This is a genomic window from Gilliamella sp. W8123, assembly GCF_016101085.1.
Lineage (GTDB): Bacteria > Pseudomonadota > Gammaproteobacteria > Enterobacterales > Orbaceae > Gilliamella > Gilliamella apis.
Genome location: NZ_JACFRE010000004.1, coordinates 54053 through 73247 on the forward strand (window position 1 = coordinate 54053; position 19195 = coordinate 73247).

Annotated in this window: 19 protein-coding genes and 1 tRNA gene; all 20 read right to left on the reverse strand. The window is 36.8% G+C overall.

Going from position 1 to position 19195, the window contains the following annotated elements:
- Nucleotides 1-12 precede the first annotated feature (12 nt).
- Nucleotides 13-1111 (reverse strand): peptide chain release factor 2 gene (gene prfB, locus H3T56_RS06010; RefSeq protein ID WP_108720963.1). Its coding sequence is split into 2 segments (ribosomal slippage): nt 13-1035 and nt 1037-1111, totalling 1098 coding nucleotides; the frame shifts between segments, so codons are not numbered across the junction.
- Nucleotides 1112-1286: 175 nt separating this feature from the next.
- Nucleotides 1287-1913 carry a Fe-Mn family superoxide dismutase gene (locus H3T56_RS06015; RefSeq protein WP_198192268.1) on the reverse strand — a complete coding sequence of 209 codons (627 nt, stop codon included), beginning with the start codon at nt 1911-1913 and terminating at the stop codon, nt 1287-1289.
- Nucleotides 1914-2047: 134 nt separating this feature from the next.
- On the reverse strand, nt 2048-2878 hold the full coding sequence (locus H3T56_RS06020; protein ID WP_198192269.1) for a VanW family protein: 831 nt from the start codon (nt 2876-2878) through the stop codon (nt 2048-2050).
- Nucleotides 2879-2906: 28 nt separating this feature from the next.
- The gene (locus H3T56_RS06025; RefSeq protein ID WP_198192270.1) at nt 2907-3635 is read right to left on the reverse strand and encodes a type 1 glutamine amidotransferase; all 729 of its coding nucleotides are present in this window, start codon (nt 3633-3635) and stop codon (nt 2907-2909) included.
- Between the two features lie 212 nt (nt 3636-3847).
- Nucleotides 3848-3923 (reverse strand) — tRNA-Asn (locus tag H3T56_RS06030).
- Nucleotides 3924-4017: 94 nt separating this feature from the next.
- Nucleotides 4018-4611 carry a YiiX/YebB-like N1pC/P60 family cysteine hydrolase gene (locus H3T56_RS06035; protein ID WP_198192271.1) on the reverse strand — a complete coding sequence of 198 codons (594 nt, stop codon included), beginning with the start codon at nt 4609-4611 and terminating at the stop codon, nt 4018-4020.
- A complete protein-coding gene (locus H3T56_RS06040) occupies nt 4581-5171 on the reverse strand; it encodes a biotin transporter BioY (protein ID WP_198192272.1) in 591 nt (196 codons plus the stop codon). Before H3T56_RS06040 ends, H3T56_RS06035 begins: the two co-directional genes overlap by 31 nt.
- A 107-nt stretch (nt 5172-5278) precedes the next feature.
- Entirely contained in the window at nt 5279-5911 is a 633-nt protein-coding gene (locus H3T56_RS06045) for an MBL fold metallo-hydrolase (RefSeq protein WP_086365274.1), read from the reverse strand.
- A 19-nt stretch (nt 5912-5930) separates the two neighbouring features.
- Nucleotides 5931-7319 (reverse strand): MFS transporter, encoded by a 1389-nt coding sequence (locus H3T56_RS06050; RefSeq protein WP_198192273.1) that lies wholly within the window; start codon nt 7317-7319, stop codon nt 5931-5933.
- Between the two features lie 129 nt (nt 7320-7448).
- On the reverse strand, nt 7449-8414 hold the full coding sequence (locus tag H3T56_RS06055) for a bile acid:sodium symporter family protein (RefSeq protein WP_198192274.1): 966 nt from the start codon (nt 8412-8414) through the stop codon (nt 7449-7451).
- A 42-nt stretch (nt 8415-8456) separates the two neighbouring features.
- Complete coding sequence (locus H3T56_RS06060) at nt 8457-9254, reverse strand: TatD family hydrolase (RefSeq protein WP_198192275.1); 798 nt, start codon at nt 9252-9254, stop codon at nt 8457-8459.
- 12 nt (nt 9255-9266) lie between these two features.
- Nucleotides 9267-12476, reverse strand: coding sequence for an exodeoxyribonuclease V subunit gamma (gene recC / locus H3T56_RS06065; protein WP_198192276.1), 3210 nt, complete (start codon nt 12474-12476; stop codon nt 9267-9269).
- A gap of 266 nt (nt 12477-12742) precedes the next feature.
- Complete coding sequence (locus H3T56_RS06070) at nt 12743-13168, reverse strand: F0F1 ATP synthase subunit epsilon (protein ID WP_034901523.1); 426 nt, start codon at nt 13166-13168, stop codon at nt 12743-12745.
- A gap of 26 nt (nt 13169-13194) precedes the next feature.
- On the reverse strand, nt 13195-14577 hold the full coding sequence (gene atpD, locus H3T56_RS06075) for a F0F1 ATP synthase subunit beta (RefSeq protein WP_034901521.1): 1383 nt from the start codon (nt 14575-14577) through the stop codon (nt 13195-13197).
- A 47-nt stretch (nt 14578-14624) separates the two neighbouring features.
- Complete coding sequence (gene atpG / locus H3T56_RS06080) at nt 14625-15494, reverse strand: F0F1 ATP synthase subunit gamma (protein ID WP_065614742.1); 870 nt, start codon at nt 15492-15494, stop codon at nt 14625-14627.
- A 14-nt stretch (nt 15495-15508) separates the two neighbouring features.
- The gene (gene atpA, locus H3T56_RS06085; protein ID WP_034901516.1) at nt 15509-17050 is read right to left on the reverse strand and encodes a F0F1 ATP synthase subunit alpha; all 1542 of its coding nucleotides are present in this window, start codon (nt 17048-17050) and stop codon (nt 15509-15511) included.
- An 11-nt stretch (nt 17051-17061) separates the two neighbouring features.
- The gene (gene atpH / locus H3T56_RS06090) at nt 17062-17595 is read right to left on the reverse strand and encodes a F0F1 ATP synthase subunit delta (RefSeq protein ID WP_065614741.1); all 534 of its coding nucleotides are present in this window, start codon (nt 17593-17595) and stop codon (nt 17062-17064) included.
- A 13-nt stretch (nt 17596-17608) separates the two neighbouring features.
- Nucleotides 17609-18079, reverse strand: a complete 471-nt coding sequence (atpF, locus tag H3T56_RS06095) for a F0F1 ATP synthase subunit B (protein WP_034901512.1) — start codon at nt 18077-18079, stop codon at nt 17609-17611.
- Between the two features lie 24 nt (nt 18080-18103).
- Entirely contained in the window at nt 18104-18334 is a 231-nt protein-coding gene (gene atpE / locus H3T56_RS06100; protein WP_034901511.1) for a F0F1 ATP synthase subunit C, read from the reverse strand.
- A gap of 36 nt (nt 18335-18370) precedes the next feature.
- The gene (gene atpB / locus H3T56_RS06105) at nt 18371-19153 is read right to left on the reverse strand and encodes a F0F1 ATP synthase subunit A (protein ID WP_198192277.1); all 783 of its coding nucleotides are present in this window, start codon (nt 19151-19153) and stop codon (nt 18371-18373) included.
- Nucleotides 19154-19195 lie beyond the last annotated feature (42 nt).

Here is a 19195-nt window from a genome sequence, read left to right on the forward strand (position 1 = left end):
CACCAAACAGGGTTATAAACCTGCTTTTAAGCTTTCTTCAATAAATTGATCTAAATCACCGTCTAAAACGGCTTGAGTATTACGGGTTTCGACGCCGGTACGTAAATCTTTAATTCTTGAGTCGTCAAGTACATATGAACGGATTTGACTACCCCAACCAATATCGGATTTATTTTCTTCCATCTGCTGTTTTTCGGCATTCTTTTTCTGCATTTCCAGCTCATAAAGTTTCGCTTTGAGCTGCTTCATCGCTTGATCTTTATTACTATGTTGAGAGCGATTGTTTTGACATTGAGTCACAATCCCTGTTGGCACATGGGTAATACGAACAGCAGATTCAGTTTTATTAACATGCTGACCACCTGCACCAGATGCGCGATAAACATCAATACGTAGATCGGCAGGGTTGATATCAATATCAATATTATCATCAATTTCTGGATAGACAAATACTGATGCAAATGATGTATGACGTCGGTTACCTGAATCAAATGGACTTTTGCGTACTAAGCGATGAACGCCAGTTTCGGTACGTAACCAACCATAAGCATAATCACCAGATACCTTAATGGTGGCCGATTTTATGCCTGCTACATCACCATCTGATACTTCCATCACTTCGGTACTAAATCCTTTTGATTCAGCCCAACGGAGATACATTCTAAGTAGCATTTCCGCCCAATCTTGTGCTTCTGTACCACCTGAGCCAGATTGGATATCTAAATAACAATCAGCACTATCATAATCACCTGAGAACATTCGACGGAACTCGAGACCAGCCAGTTTTTTTTCTAATTGCTCTAGTTCTAGATTTGCTTCATCGAAAGTATCTTGATCTTCAGCTTCAACAGCAAGTTCAAGCAAGCCTTCAACATCGTCAAGTCCTTGATCTAATGAATTAATGGTATTGATGATCTCTTCAAGCATTACTCGTTCTTTACCTAATGCTTGTGCTTTTTCTGGATCTGCCCAAACTTCCGATTGTTCTAATTCAGCATTGACTTCCTCAAGACGTTCTTTCTTGAGATCGTAGTCAAAGATACCCCCGAATCACATCTGTTCGCTCGGTTAATTCGGCTATTTTCGATTTGATAGGATTAATTTCAAACATATTATGCTGTTTTGTTAATTTTTAAGTTTTTTTAATTAATCCTACATTGTAACGGATTTAAGTATAACTTAGCAATTACCAATTTGTTCACATCATTGATAATAATGTAAATGAATAATAAATAAAAAATGACGCATATTGCGTCATTTTTATAATGTGATATTTTTAAACAAGCTTATTTTTTCGCTTCTGTGTATAATTCAGCTACTTTATCCCAGTTAATAACATTCCAAAATGCACCGATGTAATCAGCACGACGGTTTTGATATTTTAAATAATAAGCGTGTTCCCAAACGTCAAGCGCTAAAATTGGTGTGCCAGAAACGCCTGAGAATTTTTCACCCATAATTGGGGAATCTTGATTAGCAGTTGAAACCACTTCTAGCTTATCATTTTTCAATACTAACCATGCCCAACCAGAACCAAAACGAGTTGCTGCAGCAGCTGAGAATTTTTCTTTAAATGCATCAACTGAACCAAAATCTTTTTCAATAGCAGCTTTCAGTTCACCTTTAAGTTCAGTTCCAACTTTTAATAATTTCCAGAATAGGGTATGGTTAACATGACCACCAACATTATTTTTAACACCAGTAACTTTGTCTGCAGGCACTTTGTCTAGATTTTTTAGTAATGTTTCAGGGCAAAAGTCTTTAACTTCGGTAGGTAACGATTCCAATAATGCATTAGCATTATTTACATAAGTTTGATGATGTTTATCATGATGAAGATGCATTGTTTCAGTATCGATATAAGGCTCTAAAGCATCATAAGCATAAGGTAAAGGGGGTAATGTATAAGCCATGAAATTGCTCCTTTCATTTATTAAGTATTATTAACTTATTTATACTATCGAGTATACGGTCTATCTATATATCCCACAAACTATTGTTTAGATAGCTTATGACTATCTAATTTAATATCATTGCTGTATGATTTTTATACTTCGTTTGGTTGTGTTAAATAAGGTGTATACATCATAATTGCATGATTTTCGCTAATGAGTTTTTCCTCTATTTGATTATCGAGCAAATGGGTTTTACGTTGCCATATCTTGTTGTGTCTAGTGTATCCGCCCCACCACTGTTGTTCAATAACGTGATCGGTTTCAAATATTTCATAGTGATAAGATAACGGTGTATTCGCAAGTAGTTCACCATGTAAATATTCATCATCTAACCAAAGATTAAGTCGGTATGTAGTATTGGTTTTATTGAGTAATTGTAAATCGATATAGTTATAAGAAAGTGTCGCACCACAAGCAAATGGAATAGTACGGTTAACATCCGGAAAAACATCAAAACTATGACGCCATCGTTCAATAATGGTTAAATCTGAATGTAATACCATCCAGTAAATCAAATTACCAAGTTGGCATAAACCACCACCGATATCTTTGCCGACTTGGCCATTATGTAATGAGAGACCTTCTAAAAAGCCACGTTTCTTTGATGGCCGACCAACTTTTTGCCAAATTGAAAATCTTTGATTGGGCTTAATTATCGAACCGTCGAGCTGTTCAATTGCTAAGCGCAGGTTAGTGATTTTGTTATATTGCAAATACATATCAACATCTTTCAGTTGTCTTAACAATACCGATTGATGTTTTTTATGAGAATAGCTGCAAGTATTATTATTCTTATCAATTACGCTATAGGCGTGACAGTTGCGCCACCAATCTAGTTTACGTTTGAGAATAAAATACTCCTTACCTAATTTTAATCTTAAATTACTGCGTTTTTTAGGTTTATCTACAATAGTCTTTTGCATACAACAACAGCCCTAACCACTGAATTGCTTATTTTTCTATAGTTGATAAATAATTAATGCTTAATTTATCTAGAAAGCCAAACAGTTTTTGATTCATTTCAGAATAATCATGCGAACGAAGTTGGCTAGGTGTCTCAACAAAACGATATTTTGCCGCTTGATTAAGATCACTTTCAGAGTGAGCAATTAGCTGTTCAACAACTTCTGGAGTTAACTCCATATGGCATTGAAAACCATATACTAAAGGACCATAAGCAATGATTTGCCGTGGGCAGCCTTCACTATAAGCAATAATTTGTGCTGCTTGGGTTAAACCAGGCATGTCATTGTGCCAATGGCCGACAGCTAAACTATTGCCAAAATCAGTAAATAAAGGATTATTTTTACCCATTTCAGTTAAGGTAATAGGGAACTTACCGATTTCCTTTTCCGGGCTATGTCCATGTGGGGCACCTAATGCTTCACCAATTAATTGTGAACCAAGACAGACACCGATAACGATTTTATTTGAATTGATAGCTGATAATATTACAGCTTGTTCAGCTAGTGAGTCAAAATGCGGGCACTCTTGTTTGGTTGTTGCTGGTGATTGTGGGCCACCCATAATAATCAACATATCAATATTATCGACATTGTTGGGAAGAGATTCACCAAGATAAACACGAGAATAACTAATGGTATAATGATGTTCTTTAGCCCATTGCTCATAAGCTCCAGGAGCTTCGAAATCTTCATGAATAATAAAATGCAAATGCATTGGTAAATCTCCTTTAACCTAACTATTATCGTTCAGAGTACTCAATTGCCATTAGATATGAATATGGAAAATTAAGCGCAATAATTATTATGAATCTTTTATTAAGAAAGACAATAGCAAAGATATTAGTAGGCGATGAACGAATGAGTTATAGAACAGAGAATAATAGGTATAAAAAAATCTGCTTGAGCAGATTTCAATATTCGGAAAGTTGGCTCCTCCAACAGGACTTGAACCTGTGACATACGGATTAACAGTCCGCCGTTCTACCGACTGAACTATGGAGGAACCGAAATGTAGCGCGCATATTATAGATTTAATGACACTATGTCAATAGTTAAATTGTTTAAAATGCGTTTTTTGTATCAGGTTGTCTCGATTATTATGCTTCAAGTATTCGGATTGTCTTGAATAATGCTTTTTGTCTGAGTAATTGCTGTGGATGTGATCCTAATTCTCCTTCAGGGATCGCTTGATTTAATGCTTGATAATATTTGCTCCAATAAGGCAGAATTTGACCTGTGGCTAAATCGCTAAAATTCATAGGATAACGTTGAAAATAATCTTCACCAGATGGGTACTTGAAGGCATAAGTAATCAGTTCACTACAGTAAAACCCTTCATCATCCTCACGAAAACTATGGTTATAAGGCAACCCTAGACAGGTTTTCACTCGCATTAATGCGTTTTTAATGACGGAATCATCATAAATGGTTGTGACTAGATTATATTGAGCGCTAGCTAAAAAATTATTAAGGGGCTGTTGGATTACCCCATACTTTTGAGTGGCTTCAATGACGATATTATTGCCAATATATAAACCAACATGGCTTATCTGATTGATTATCTCATCCGAGCTAAGCTGTGAACCAGAATGCGTAATCGCTTTATTAAATTCGCTTTCTTCATTCTGGGATTGAAAAATAATATCGCCAGATTGCATTTTTATTGATGTTTTTTCGCGTGATGACGCCATAATGAAAACATGACGCAAGTTGCGATGATAAATTTAAGTGCATCCACACCAACAAAAGGTAAATAGCCTACTTGTATTGCTTCGCTAAGGGAAATATGTAAATACCCCATTAAATAGATTACACCAAAGACAAATAATAATTGGTGAGCACAAGCAAAGGCAACTAAACCTAACAGAAAACGACGATCGTAACCTTTTTCTGCTGCATATCCAGCTAAATAAGCGCTAAATACATAACCATATAAATAACCAGCAGAAGGTGAAACAAGCGCCATGATGCCACCACTACCATTGGCGAATAGTGGCAATCCTAATGCCCCTAAAAATAGGTATTGAAGAATTGCTAGAGTACCTAATTTACGCCCCAAACAAGCTCCGATCAGAAGCACGCCTAATGATTGTAGACTGAATGGTACCGGATAGGTTGGAATACTGATATTTGCGGCAACACCTAGCAGCAATGCGGCACAAGTTACTGCGCACAACTTACGTTGCCAAGAGGATAAGTTAAACAGTGTATTAATATAAGTTGGATAGTACGATGTTAATTGTTGTTTCATTATTTTCTACCATTAAAAGCTAAATAGTAGTGCCATAATAATACAAAAACAAAGCATGTAAACTATTTTTTTATAAAATAGTTTACATTTGTTGGGGGAATTTTGTTTTAAACTAAAAAAGGATTTGTCATTCGTTCATTGCCAAAGCTCGACATCGGACCATGGCCGGGAACAAAGATAAAATCATCACCAAGCGGAAATAGTTTATTTGTGATAGAGGAAATTAAATCGGCATGATTTCCTCGAGGAAAGTCGGTACGGCCAATGCTACTTTTGAATAAGACATCACCGACAAAAGCAATTTTATCTTTAGCATTAATAAATACGATATGACCGGGAGTGTGGCCGGGACAGAATAGAATATCTAAAGTGATATTGCCGACTTTCACTTGTTCACCTTCCTTTAACCAACGATCGGGTAAAAAGCTGTCAATATATGGAAACCCGAATTGCATGCATTGTTGTGGTAAGTTTGACAATAAAAATTCATCTTCTTGGCTAGGACCAAGGATCTCAACATTATAATGTTTCGCTAATTCAATCGCTGCGCCAACATGATCTAAATGGCCATGAGTTAGGAGTATTTGTTTGATGTTAACACCAAGCTTTTCAACCGCTTTTTTAAGTAGTTCTGCTTCGCCACCCGGATCGATAAATGCGGCTTCCTTTGTTTCATCACACCAAATAATGCTACAGTTTTCCTGAAAATGGGTAACTGGAATGATTTGATACTGAAACATAGTGTTTTCTCCTTGTTGCTTAGTGCCGAGACGTTAAATTTTGCCCATCTTCTTTGTTTAATTGCGCAAAGATTATGCTTGATAGCATAGTTACGATGCCTAGTATAACAAAGGTTAATTGAAATGCGTGAATAGTAGTTGTTGAATTGCTGAATAATCTTACTAATACCGCACCAAAACCAGTACCAAAGCTAATGGCTAATTGCTGATTAACCGCCATTAAACTATTACCACTGCTGGTGCTTTCACCTTGTAAATTAGCTAATGTTATACTATTCATTGAGGTAAATTGCATTGAATTGATTCCGCCAATGCAAAATAGCAAAATGCCTAATATTACTAATGGTGTCGCTAAGTTTATTAATGACATTAAAAGAATCAAAATTCCAGCTAAGATGGTATTAGCGACCAGTACAAAACGGTAACCTAAACGAGCAAGAATCCGCGTAATAAAAAATCTGGTACAAATTGAAGCAATAGCCATAGGGACTAACATCATGCCAGCAAAAATTGCTGAATAACCAAAACCAACTTGTAAAAATAGTGGAATAAGGAAAGGCACGCCAGAAATGCCCAATCGACAAACTAAATTACCGATAATACCGATTTTAAACGTCCGGATATTAAATAATGATAGTGGAAATAGTGGCCCAGATTTTTTTTGCGCATAGGTTCGATAAATAAATAAAAAAATCAGACTGATGATGGCAAGTGTTATTGGTAAATAATATTGTTGACCTTGATTTAAACATTCGACACTAAGGGTGGCACTGATAAAAGTAATAACGATAAAAAGAAAACCAAAGAAATCAAAAGGCATATGTTTGCCTTTAATGTTAGGCATATACTTTAAGCTAATAAATACCCCTAAAATCCCAATTGGCAAGTTAATCAAAAATACCCAATGCCAACTCACCATATCGACTAGATAACCGCCTAAAACTGGCCCTAGTACTGGTCCGATCAATCCTGGAATTGTTGCGGTATTTAATGCCGCTAAAAACTCGTTACGTTTAAATACTTTAATCAAAACTAAGCGAGAAACCGGTACCATCATTGAACCACCAATACCTTGGATTACCCTAGATATATCTAAGAATATTAGGGAATTGGATAAAGCACACAGTAGTGATCCTAATGTAAAAAGCGATACGGCCATAACGAAGATGTTTTTAGTACCAAATTTATCAGATAAATAGCCACTTACCGGGATAAACAGCGCCAAAGTTAACGCATAGCAGATTACCGCTGATTGCATATTTAATGGCGATTCATTGAGATCTTTAGCCATAGTTGGTAAAGCAGTATTTAGAATTGAGGTATCGAGTGATTGCATAAAAAAAGCAAATGCAGCAATCCAAGGTAATATACGATAGACAAAAGGTGGTAACTGTAGTTCGCTATTCATTTGTTCAGCCTAAAATTGATTGATATGCTGGAAGCAGAGGAGTTTTATTAACCCTAAGATTATACTCTCTTACTCATCGGGTATGATTGAGTAAGAGAGCTAATGAATGCTATTTTACAATATGCTCTGTTAATTGCTGGATTTTTTCTTATTTTTAACGGGTTTTCCTTGCCAATAACCAGCCAATAGTGAGCCAGAAATATTGTGCCAAACAGAAAAGACCGCAGCAGGTAGTGCCGATAATGCTGAAAAGTAGGTTGTACCTAATGTTGCAGCTAATGCTGAGTTTTGCATGCCTACTTCTAAAGACATAGTTCGACAAGTGGACTCGTCAAAACCAAATAAACGACCGCCCCAATAGCCACCTAGTAAACCAACACCATTATGAATAATAACGGCAAAGATAACGGTTATACCTACTTGAGTAATGAGAGCATGGCTACCGGCAACAACAATACAAATAATTAATAAAATACAAAGCATTGACAACAGTGGTAAGAATCGTTCAGATTTTTTTACCACAGGATATAAAAAATGGTGGACAATTAAACCTAAAATAATAGGGACGAGCACAATTTGGACAATATGTACCAACATATCCCAAACCGGAACTTCAACGGTAGTACCAACTAACAATAATGTCAGTAATGGGGTGACTACAACGCCAACCAGTGTTGATACCGATGAAATAGTAACCGATAATGCTACATCACCTTTAGCTAGATAAATCATTACATTAGAGGCGGTACCACTAGCAACGCTCCCTACAAGAACCATGCCGACTAATAGCTCTGGCCGCATAGTGAATAATTTAGATAAGATTAACGCAGTCACTGGCATTACAATATAATGCAGTAAAGTACAAATTATGACTGCTTTCGGTTTAGTGACGACGCGTTTAAAATCATCAATACTTAACGTTACCCCCATGGTAAACATGACAAACATTAATAATTGTGATGTATGTGGTCGCACAGGTAGAAAGGTATCAGGTGAAAAATAGGCAGCTAGTGCACAAAGAATTGCCCATAATGGAAATAATCGAGTTAATGAAATAATGGATTGTACAAAAAGTTGACTATAGCGCTGCGACATAAAATATCACCTTTTGTTGATAAATCATTAATAATTAAATGGTTATCTTTTGATTGGATTTGTAATTTCCATTCTATTAATTCTACTAAATAGCGTCAAGGTATTTGTTAAGATAGTGTTAATTATTTGTGAAGACTGTTCTGTTCGCAATTGACTAAGAATATTAAAAATATCGACAATGTTTTCGGGGCGATTTATTTGTCCTTGGCGACCGCTTAACGGCATATCAGGTGCATCAGTTTCCAACACTAAACTTTCCAGCGGTATTTTTGCAATGGTTTGGCGAGTTTTATTGGCTCTGGTATAACTTATTACCCCACCAACACCAATATAATAGCCTAATTTAATAAATTGCAATGCCTGTTGATAACTACCTGAAAAGCCATGGATCACCCCTCGACATGGCAAATTAGCTTGATGTAATTCATGATAGATAATGTCGTGTGTTTTGCGTGAATGGATTAAAACGGGTAGATCATAGCGCTTGGCTAATACTAATTGAGCTCGAAAAAAATCTAGTTGCTGTTGCCAATCAACAGATTGGTCATAAAGGTCTAAGCCAATTTCACCAATGGCAACTAATTTTGTTGGGTGAGTACTAACTATATCTGATAGTTGTTCAAGATCAGCCGATGAGTGTTGATAGATAGGGTGTAAACCGAGTGCTGCATAAAGTTCACTATATTGCTCAGTGAGTTGTAATATTTGATTAAAATGTGCTGCTGATACAGCAGGAATAATTAAGCTATTAATTTTAGCTTGGCGAATATTATTGATTGAATTATCGAGATCGGTAACAAAAGCAGGAAAATTGAAATGGCAATGCGTATCGATAAACATAGTGCCTCCTATTTATTCTTCGACTTGATGTAATAATATCGGCAATAAATATCGCTGAGCAAACTGTATTATTTGTTCTATTAGATCATCGGTTAATTCGGGATAAAGCCTTGCGTAATAACTATCACATTCTGCGGTAAGAAATTGGCCCCCTTGCCAAGTGGTTAATAATTTGCTTATTGCTTTTTCATTGGGTTCAATTTGTTCAGTTTTTGGATTATATGCAGCAAGTAGCCAGCTCCATGCGCTTTGTAATGGCATTAATAGTGGTTGGTTGACACCTTGTATAAAACCTTCAACGAGATCGGTTAATAAGGTTAAAGCTTGTGGGGCATCAATGTATAAAAATCGCCATTGGTTGTCTTCTCGGCCATATAAGCGACTTTGGCTGTCGGTTTTATCCCAATTCAAAATACAAAAAATTAAGTGATCAATCCATAATGAAATACCATCACGAATCGAAAGCTTAGCTGGGCGCCAAGTTAAAATACCATCTGCTTGAATATGGGTTAGCCAACCTTGTAATTGATAATGTTGTTCATCTATCGAAATAGTTAAATTTACCTCTAAGGTTGATGGATTAGTTCTCTCTTCAATGATTTTATTGGCTAAAGGTTGCAGAGCTTCACACAGCTCATCATAAATAATTTCACCAAAGGCACCATCTGGTAATTCACCAGTTAGCTTAAGCCGTTGGTAAAAGTTATCACAACCTTGCGAGTCTTTGGTGATCATTTCATTTAAAATCTGTAAATTGAGTTGATAGCGTTTTAAGTTATCTAGGCTAAAGTTTTCAGCATCGGGCAAGGTGTCATCTAAATAATTGACATAAAAATTAAAGCGTTTTTGTAAGAAAAACCGAATAGAGTGTTGATAAAAACGTTTTAATTCATCTAGATTAATATTATCCACAATGACTTTGCTAATACCGCTGATAAATGATTGGTTTTCTCCCGCTTTTAATGCGGCAGGTAACCATTCATCAGCATAACTTTTAGGTTCATTTAAGAAATTTTGTGGATTAAATGGTGTGCGAGTATGCAACGTTCTTAAATTATCAATTAAAGGAGTGTTTTTATCTGAATCTTTATCAGTAGCATCATGATAATACTGCACAATATAATCCCAAAGCTCATCGACTAATACTGACGGATAACGTTCGCTATCATCTTTCATATCTCGACCGATATAACTGATGTAGAGTTGATCTTGTGCAGATAAAATAGCTTCTAAAAACAGATAACGGTCATCAATACGTCGACTACGATCACCTCGACGAGGGTTTTGAGCAATTAAGTCAAAATCTAAAGGTAAAGATGTTCTTGGATAATCACCATCATTCATACCTAACAAGCAAACCAATTTAAACGGAATCGAGCGCATAGGCATCATGGTACAAAAGTTTATTTTACCAACTAAGAATCGATGGGCTAAATGATTTTGTTCCAAGCGTGATTGCATTGCATCATGTAAAATAGTTATCGAGATGTTGTCGGTAAAATTGGCATTTAAACCACTGCTGATCAGCTTTTGCCACTCTTCTTGGATCATTAGCAAAATTGACTCGCGCGAAGTATCGCTAACAAAAAAGTCATTGATAAGCTCAATACAGCAACTTTGCCATTCTGATAACGGTTTGTCTTCACTTAAAATAGTTAGCCATTTGCGTACCGATTTTATAAATTCTGCTAACTGACCAATTAATTCGGCATCTAATCCTGTTGCACCATCATAAGGTAAAATCTGCTGCCAACCACCTTGTTCGCTATTCATGGTATAACCAAGTAATAATCGTTCAAGACCAAAGAGCCAGCTGTGAGCATTTTCTAGACCAAAACGAATGCCTGATTCAATAATCCAAGTATGTAATAAAGTTAGTTGTGACTCACTTATGGCAAACTTTTCAGCAATGGCTGGAATTTCAAGTAGATTAAATAACTCTTCAGCGGTAAAGCGGCTTTCGGTAAAGTTTAATATAGCAAAAAATCCTTGCACCATTGGATCAATGTTACGCGCTTTTTGATCGGAAATTGTGAATGGTAAATAGCGTTGTCCTTCAGCGTTACCGAATACTGACCGAATATAGGGTACATATTTATCAATATCTGAAACCATGATAATACAATCACGTAATTCGAGTGTTGGATCGGCATCAAATGCAGATAATAGATAATCATAAAGTACTTCGACCTCACGCTGTTCGCTATGACAAGCGTGGAAGGTTACTGATCTATCTGTTTTATCTATAGGTGATTTTAGATCACTGGTTTGATAAAGTTCTAAAATATCTTGCTGAATTGAATCTAATAAACATTTTCGCTCATGATCGACAAAAATATCAATGTCTTGTTTATTATTGAATTCCTGCAATAAAAATAGGTTATCTCGTCCTAATTTACCCCAAGATGTTAATAATGGATTAGGAGTATTATCAGGTGTATTTTGGAACTCTGATAGCTGTTTTTCTACAATATCGCCCCAGTACCATTTGCAAGGATTGTTAAACATTAAATGGACATCAATGTGTTGACCAAGTGCTGATAATAATGACAAATAAATTGGCGGCAGTGAGGTAATACCAAAAATATAGACTCGTTTTGGTAATGATTTCAATCTTGTGCGATCGAAATCATTATCTAACAAAATGTCTAACATTTGCTGATAGATATTGGCACGATGATAAGGTTGACTAATTGCAATTAGTTGTCGCCATAATTCAGATTGCCAGATTTCATCTGGATGATGATTTAGTTCAGCTACCGTTTGCTTGTTTTCCCATTTGGCTAACCAGTCAGGGCGATAAACTAAATATTGGTCAAATAATTGTGCGATTCGGGTCGCTAGTTGATACTGTTTTCGTTCTTCTTTATCAATATTAAGATAATGTTTAATGGTATCAAATTCAGGTCGCTCGATTATTTTTGGTAATAGATAATACAAACGCCAAGTCATTGATTCGACATTATAACTATTTTCCAGAGGTGAATTAGGTAACAGAGTTTGGTATAACTGCCAAATAAATTGGCTTGGAAAGAGAAAATCAACATTAGCAACAATCCCTAGATCATTAGCTAATTCAATTTGTAACCATTGTGCCATACCTTGGCTTTGCACCATAACCATATCAGGCATAAAAACCTGTTCTAGCGGATCTCTGCGCATTAATTCGCTAACGAGTGATTTTAGTAAATCGACTTGATTTGAATGATAAATGGTGAACATAGTTACATTAATATTAATAGAATTAATCAGATTATCGCTGATTGCTATTAATAAATCTAGCCATGTTTAAATAGTAACTTTTTATAACTAAATAACTATATAAAATACCAATGGTTTATAAAAATTTTGAGGAAAGGGGTTTTTTAGAGGTAAAAATTGTGTCTTTTAGATAGTGATAGTTCAAATAGTCGTTCAGCAAATAATAAAAAAGGCTACAATTTATTAATTTGTAGCCTTTTATTGCCTAGTTTAGTGATCAATAATCCTTATTGACCTAAACGACGAGTTAATTCTATAACTCGTATTTTTGCTAAGGCTTTTGAAAGTTCAGCAGATGCTTGAGCAAAAGACATATCATCGCTAGGGTGATTAATGTGTTCTTGCGCTTGTCTTACTGCTTCTTGAGCCCTTGCTTCATCCAAGTCTTCACCACGAATGGCGGTGTCAGCTAAGATTGTTACCATGGTTGGTTGTACTTCTAAAATACCGCCAGATAGATAAATAAACTCTTCTTCACCATCGGCTTTAACAATCCCGACCATTCCCGGCTTAATGGTTGTCAGTAACGGAGTGTGACCAGGATAAATTCCAAGTTCACCTTCTCGTCCTGTGACTCTGATTCGCTGAACATCACCTGAAAAAAGGTGAGATTCAGCACTAACAACTTCTAATTGATAGGAAGTTAGTGCCATAATGCTCTCTCCGTTCTATAAATCTCTTAGAGAGATTTCGCTTTCTCAATCGCTTCGTCGATTGAACCAACCATATAAAATGCCTGTTCAGGAATATGATCATAATCACCATTCATGATACCTTTAAAGGCACTGATGGTGTCTTTTAATGGTACGTATTTACCTGGTGAACCAGTGAACACTTCTGCAACGAAGAATGGTTGAGATAAGAAACGTTGAATCTTACGTGCACGAGCAACAGTTAATTTATCATCTTCTGATAATTCATCCATACCAAGAATCGCAATGATATCTTTCAATTCTTGATAACGTTGAAGAATTGACTGTACGCCACGAGCACAATCGTAATGTTCTTGCCCAACAACAAGTGGATCTAACTGACGACTGGTTGAGTCAAGTGGGTCAACCGCTGGGTAGATACCTAATGATGCGATTTGACGACTTAATACGATTGTTGCATCCAAGTGAGCAAAGGTAGTTGCCGGTGACGGGTCAGTTAAGTCATCGGCAGGTACATATACTGCTTGGATTGAGGTAATTGACCCAGTTTTTGTTGAGGTGATACGTTCTTGTAATAACCCCATTTCTTCTGCTAATGTCGGTTGGTAACCTACCGCAGATGGCATACGACCTAATAGTGCAGATACTTCGGTACCGGCTAAGGTATAACGGTAAATATTGTCGATAAATAATAGTACATCTTTACCTTCATCACGGAATTTTTCTGCCATGGTTAAACCAGTTAACGCTACGCGTAAACGGTTTCCTGGTGGCTCATTCATCTGACCATAAACCAATGATACTTTATCAAGTACGTTTGATTCTTTCATTTCATGATAGAAGTCGTTACCTTCACGCGTACGTTCACCTACACCAGTAAATACTGAGTAACCTGAATGCTCGATCGCGATGTTACGAATTAATTCCATCATGTTTACGGTTTTACCAACACCAGCACCACCAAATAGACCGACTTTACCACCTTTTGCAAATGGACAAATTAAGTCGATAACTTTGATACCAGTTTCAAGTAATTCTGTTGAGTTAGCCAACTCTTCGTATGTTGGTGCTGCACGGTGAATCGCCCAACGCTCTTCTTCACCAATTGGACCCGCTTTATCAACAGGATCACCAAGTACGTTCATAATACGGCCAAGTGTTTTTGTTCCCACAGGAACTTCAATGCCGTGACCTGTATTTACTACTTTAAGTCCACGTCTTAAACCATCAGATGAGCCCATTGCGATACAACATACAACGCCACCACCTAATTGTTGCTGAACTTCCAGAACTAATTTATCAGTGCCAGTTTCCACTTCTAATGCATCATATACCTTTGGTACTGCATCTTCTGGGAATTCGACATCAACCACCGCACCGATGATCTGGACAATCTTTCCAGTAGCCATTTTTAATCCTCTACGTCTTTTTCTTAACTATAAGCCAATATTTAGCACTAACCTGAAACAGCAGCTGCACCAGATACAATATCAATTAATTCATTTGTGATCGCACCTTGACGGGCTTTGTTATACACAATTTGTAATTCATTAATTAAATTTGCACCGTTATCGGTTGCTGCCTTCATGGCCACCATTCTTGCTGCTTGTTCACTCGCTAAATTGTCAACCACCGCTTGATAGACTTGTGATTCAATATAACGACGTAAAATCACATCTAATAATGATTTTGCATCAGGCTCATAAATATAATCCCATGATGAAGCTTTAAGTTCTTTATCTTCTGAAGCCGGTAATGGTAATAATTGCTGTATTGTCGGCTTTTGCGACATGGTATTAATAAACTTATTGGTTACAATATATAGTTTATCAATTTTACCGTTGTCATATGCCTCAAGCATTGTTTTTACCGGACCAATTAAATCAGATAAAGTTGGTTCATCACCTAAATTGGTTACTTGGGTTAAGATGTTGGTTTTTACTGAAGAGAAAAACGAAACACCTCGAGAACCAATTAAAGCGACATCTGCTTCAACGCCTTTCTCTTGCCATGCTGACATATCAGCAATAACAGTTTTGAAAAGATTGATATTTAATCCACCACATAAACCACGATCGGTTGAAATGATAAGATAGCCAACTCGCTTAACATCCCTTTCTTCCAGATAAGGATGTTTAGTGCCTATTTGAGCTAACGCTAAATGTCCAATTACTTCACGAATCATTTCAGCGTATGGACGACTAGCCGCCATTCTATCTTGCGTTTTACGCATTTTAGAATTAGCTACCATTTCCATCGCTTTGGTGATTTTTTGCGTACTTTGGATACTGGCAATTTTCGTTCTAATTTCTTTTGCATTAGCCATTTGTTACCTCACCCTTACCAAGTTTGAGTTGATTTAAAGCTTTCAAGCATTGCTTTTAACTTGTTTTCAATCTCATCATTGTAATTGCCTGTTTCGTCGATTTGCTTAACAAAATCGGCATATTGACTATGGGCATAAGCAAGAAGTGCTGTTTCAAATGATAATACTTTTGCAAGTTCAACATCTTCTAGATAACCACGCTCCGCAGCGTAAAGTACAATTGATTGCTCAGCAACAGTCATTGGTGAGTATTGCTTTTGTTTGAGTAATTCAGTTACTTTTTCACCGTGGCTTAATTGGTTTCTTGTTGCTTCATCTAAGTCAGAGGCAAATTGTGAGAATGCTGCTAATTCACGATATTGTGCAAGTGCAGTACGAATACCACCAGATAATTTTTTCATTATCTTAGTTTGCGCAGCACCACCAACACGAGAAACCGAAATACCTGGGTTTACCGCTGGGCGAATACCTGAGTTAAATAAGCTGGTTTCAAGGAAGATCTGACCATCAGTAATCGAAATTACGTTAGTTGGTACGAACGCTGAAACGTCACCTGCTTGAGTTTCGATAATTGGTAATGCAGTTAATGAACCTGTTTTACCTTTTACTTCACCTTTAGTGAATTCCTCAACATAAGCTTCGTTAACCCGAGCTGCACGTTCAAGTAAACGAGAGTGAAGATAGAATACATCACCAGGGTAAGCTTCACGTCCAGGTGGACGACGAAGTAATAATGAAATTTGACGATAAGCAACCGCTTGTTTTGATAAATCATCATAAACAATTAATGCATCTTGACCGCGATCACGGAAGTATTCTCCCATGGCACAACCAGCGTAAGGTGCTAAGTATTGTAATGCTGCAGATTCAGATGCTGATGCCACCACCACAATTGTGTTTTTAAGTGCACCATGCTCTTCAAGTTTACGCACTACGTTAGCAATAGTTGATTGTTTTTGACCGATTGCTACATAGATACATTTAACACCAGAATCACGTTGATTAATAATGGCGTCAATTGCTAATGCGGTTTTACCTGTTTGACGGTCACCGATGATAAGTTCACGTTGACCACGACCAATTGGAATCATTGAGTCAACCGCTTTATAACCAGTTTGTAATGCTTGGTCAACTGATTGACGGTCGATAACGCCTGGAGCAACAACTTCGACAGGTGAGAACCCATCATGTTGAATCGAACCTTTACCATCAATTGGTTCACCAAGTGTATTGATAACACGGCCTAACAAACCGTCACCTACTGGTACCTGTAAAATACGACCAGTACATTGCACTTTCATCCCTTCAGATAAGTCTTCGTATGGTCCCATGACCACAGCACCAACAGAATCTCTTTCAAGGTTTAATGCCATTGCATATCGGTTACCAGGTAAAGCAATCATTTCGCCTTGCATTACATCGGTTAATCCGTGGATACGAAGGATACCATCACTTACTGAGATGATTGTTCCTTCATTGTGAGCATCACTCACAATATTGAACTGAGCTATCCGCTCTTTAATTAGTTCACTTATTTCAGTTGAATTTAGCTGCATTATCAGTCCCCTTAAGACTGTAGAGCGTCATTTAGTCGATTTAGACGCCCTCTGATACTACTATCAATAACCATATCGCCCGTACGAATAATAAAACCAGAAATGAGCGATTTATCAATATGACATTTTAGTTTTACTTTTCGTGATAAACGTTTTTCGACTGCGACAGAAATTTTATCAAGTTGTTCACTGGTAAGCTCATTAGCAGAAATAACCTCAACATCTGCTTGTGCTTCTTTATCTAGACAGTATTGCTCAAACAAACTTAACACTTCAGGAAGAAGCGATAAACGTTTGTTTTCAGCCATAACTTTAATAAAATTAGTGCTAAACTCATCTAATACATCTTTACAGATATTGATGAGTAAGTTAGCCACTGAATCAGTTTTCATGTCAGATGTTAAGATACTTCTGATTTGAGCATCTTTGCTCACTTCAGATGTTAACACCAACATTTTATGCCATGATTCGATGCTATTTTTTTCAACAGCAAAGTCGAAAGCGGCTTTAGCATAAGGGCGAGCAATCGTAATTAAGTCAGCCATTGCTCTATTCTCCTTATAGTTCAGCTACGAGTTTATCAATGATGTCGCTGTTAGCGGCTTCATTAACAGAACGTTCAATAATTTTTTCTGCACCGGCAATAGCGAGTGTAGCGACTTGTTGTTTAAGCTCTTCTCTAGCGCGTTTGCGCTCAGCTTCAACTTCAGCAAGTCCTTGAGCAACAATCCTTTCTTTTTCACGAGAAGCTTCTTGTTGTGCTTCTTCAAGAATGGCTGCTTTGCGTTTATTCGCTTGCTCAATAATTGCATTAGCCTCAACCTTAGCCTGTTGCATTATGTCAGATGTATTTGCTTTGGCTAATTCCAAATCTTTTTTTGCTGTTTCTGCTGAAGCAAGTCCATCTGCTATCTCTTTTTGGCGTTTTTCAATCGCTCGGATAACGGGTGGCCAAACAAACTTCATACAGAACCAAACAAACAATACAAATGTAATTGCTTGGCCGAGGAGAGTTGCGTTCATATTCATGAGACAATTCCTCTTAAATTATTATTAGCCTGCAACAGCAAAAATGACATATAACGCAATACCTACACAAATCATAGGGATCGCATCAACTAAGCCCATAACGATAAAGAATTGGGTACGTAACATAGGCATTAATTCTGGTTGGCGAGCAGCACCTTCTAAGAATTTACCACCTAATAAACCAATACCAACTGCACCACCGATTGCAGCTAATCCCATCATTATGCCTGCGGCTACAAATAACATACTATCCATTATATACTCCAGTTTATTATCAAAAAAATTTAAAAATTAATGATCTTCTGTTGCCGAAGCCATCGCTAAATAGACAATCGTCAACACCATAAAAATAAATGCTTGTAAGGTAATTATCAAAATATGGAAAATAGCCCATGGTAATGATAATACCCATTGTGACCACCAAGGTAATAGTGCAGCAATTAAGATGAAGATAAGTTCACCAGCATACATATTACCGAAAAGTCGTAATCCTAATGAGACAGGTTTAGCTAATAAACTAACAAGTTCTAGGACTAAGTTAATTGGTGCAAATGCCCAATGATTAAAAGGATGTAAAGTATATTCTTTAATAAAACCTGTAATCCCTTTATATTTGATTGAATAGATGATGATAAGCGCAAATACGCCTAAAGATATTGACATGGTAATACTAACGTCAGCTGTCGGTACTACTCTTAAATGTGATAAACCTAAATATTGTCCAGCGTAAGGTAAGAAATCAACTGGAATGAGATCCATCAGATTCATTAAGAAAACCCAAATAAACACAGTAAGAGCTAAAGGGGCAATGAGTTTATTTTGGCCAGTAAACATGTCTTTGACGGTATTATTGACAAATTCAAAGATCATCTCGACTGCACATTGAAGTTTACTTGGTACGCCACTCGTTGCTTTCCTTGCAACACGATGGAAAATCCATAAAAACAGCACACCAAGTAAAATTGAAAAGAACAAGGAATCAAGATTAAAGGTCCAAAAACCAGAACCGACTTGTAAGTTCTCAAGATGGTGTTTTATATAAGCTTGCGGTGAAGCTGGAGAGGAAACTGCCATATAACCCTCTTACCTATTTTCTAAAAATAAAAACTACAGCTT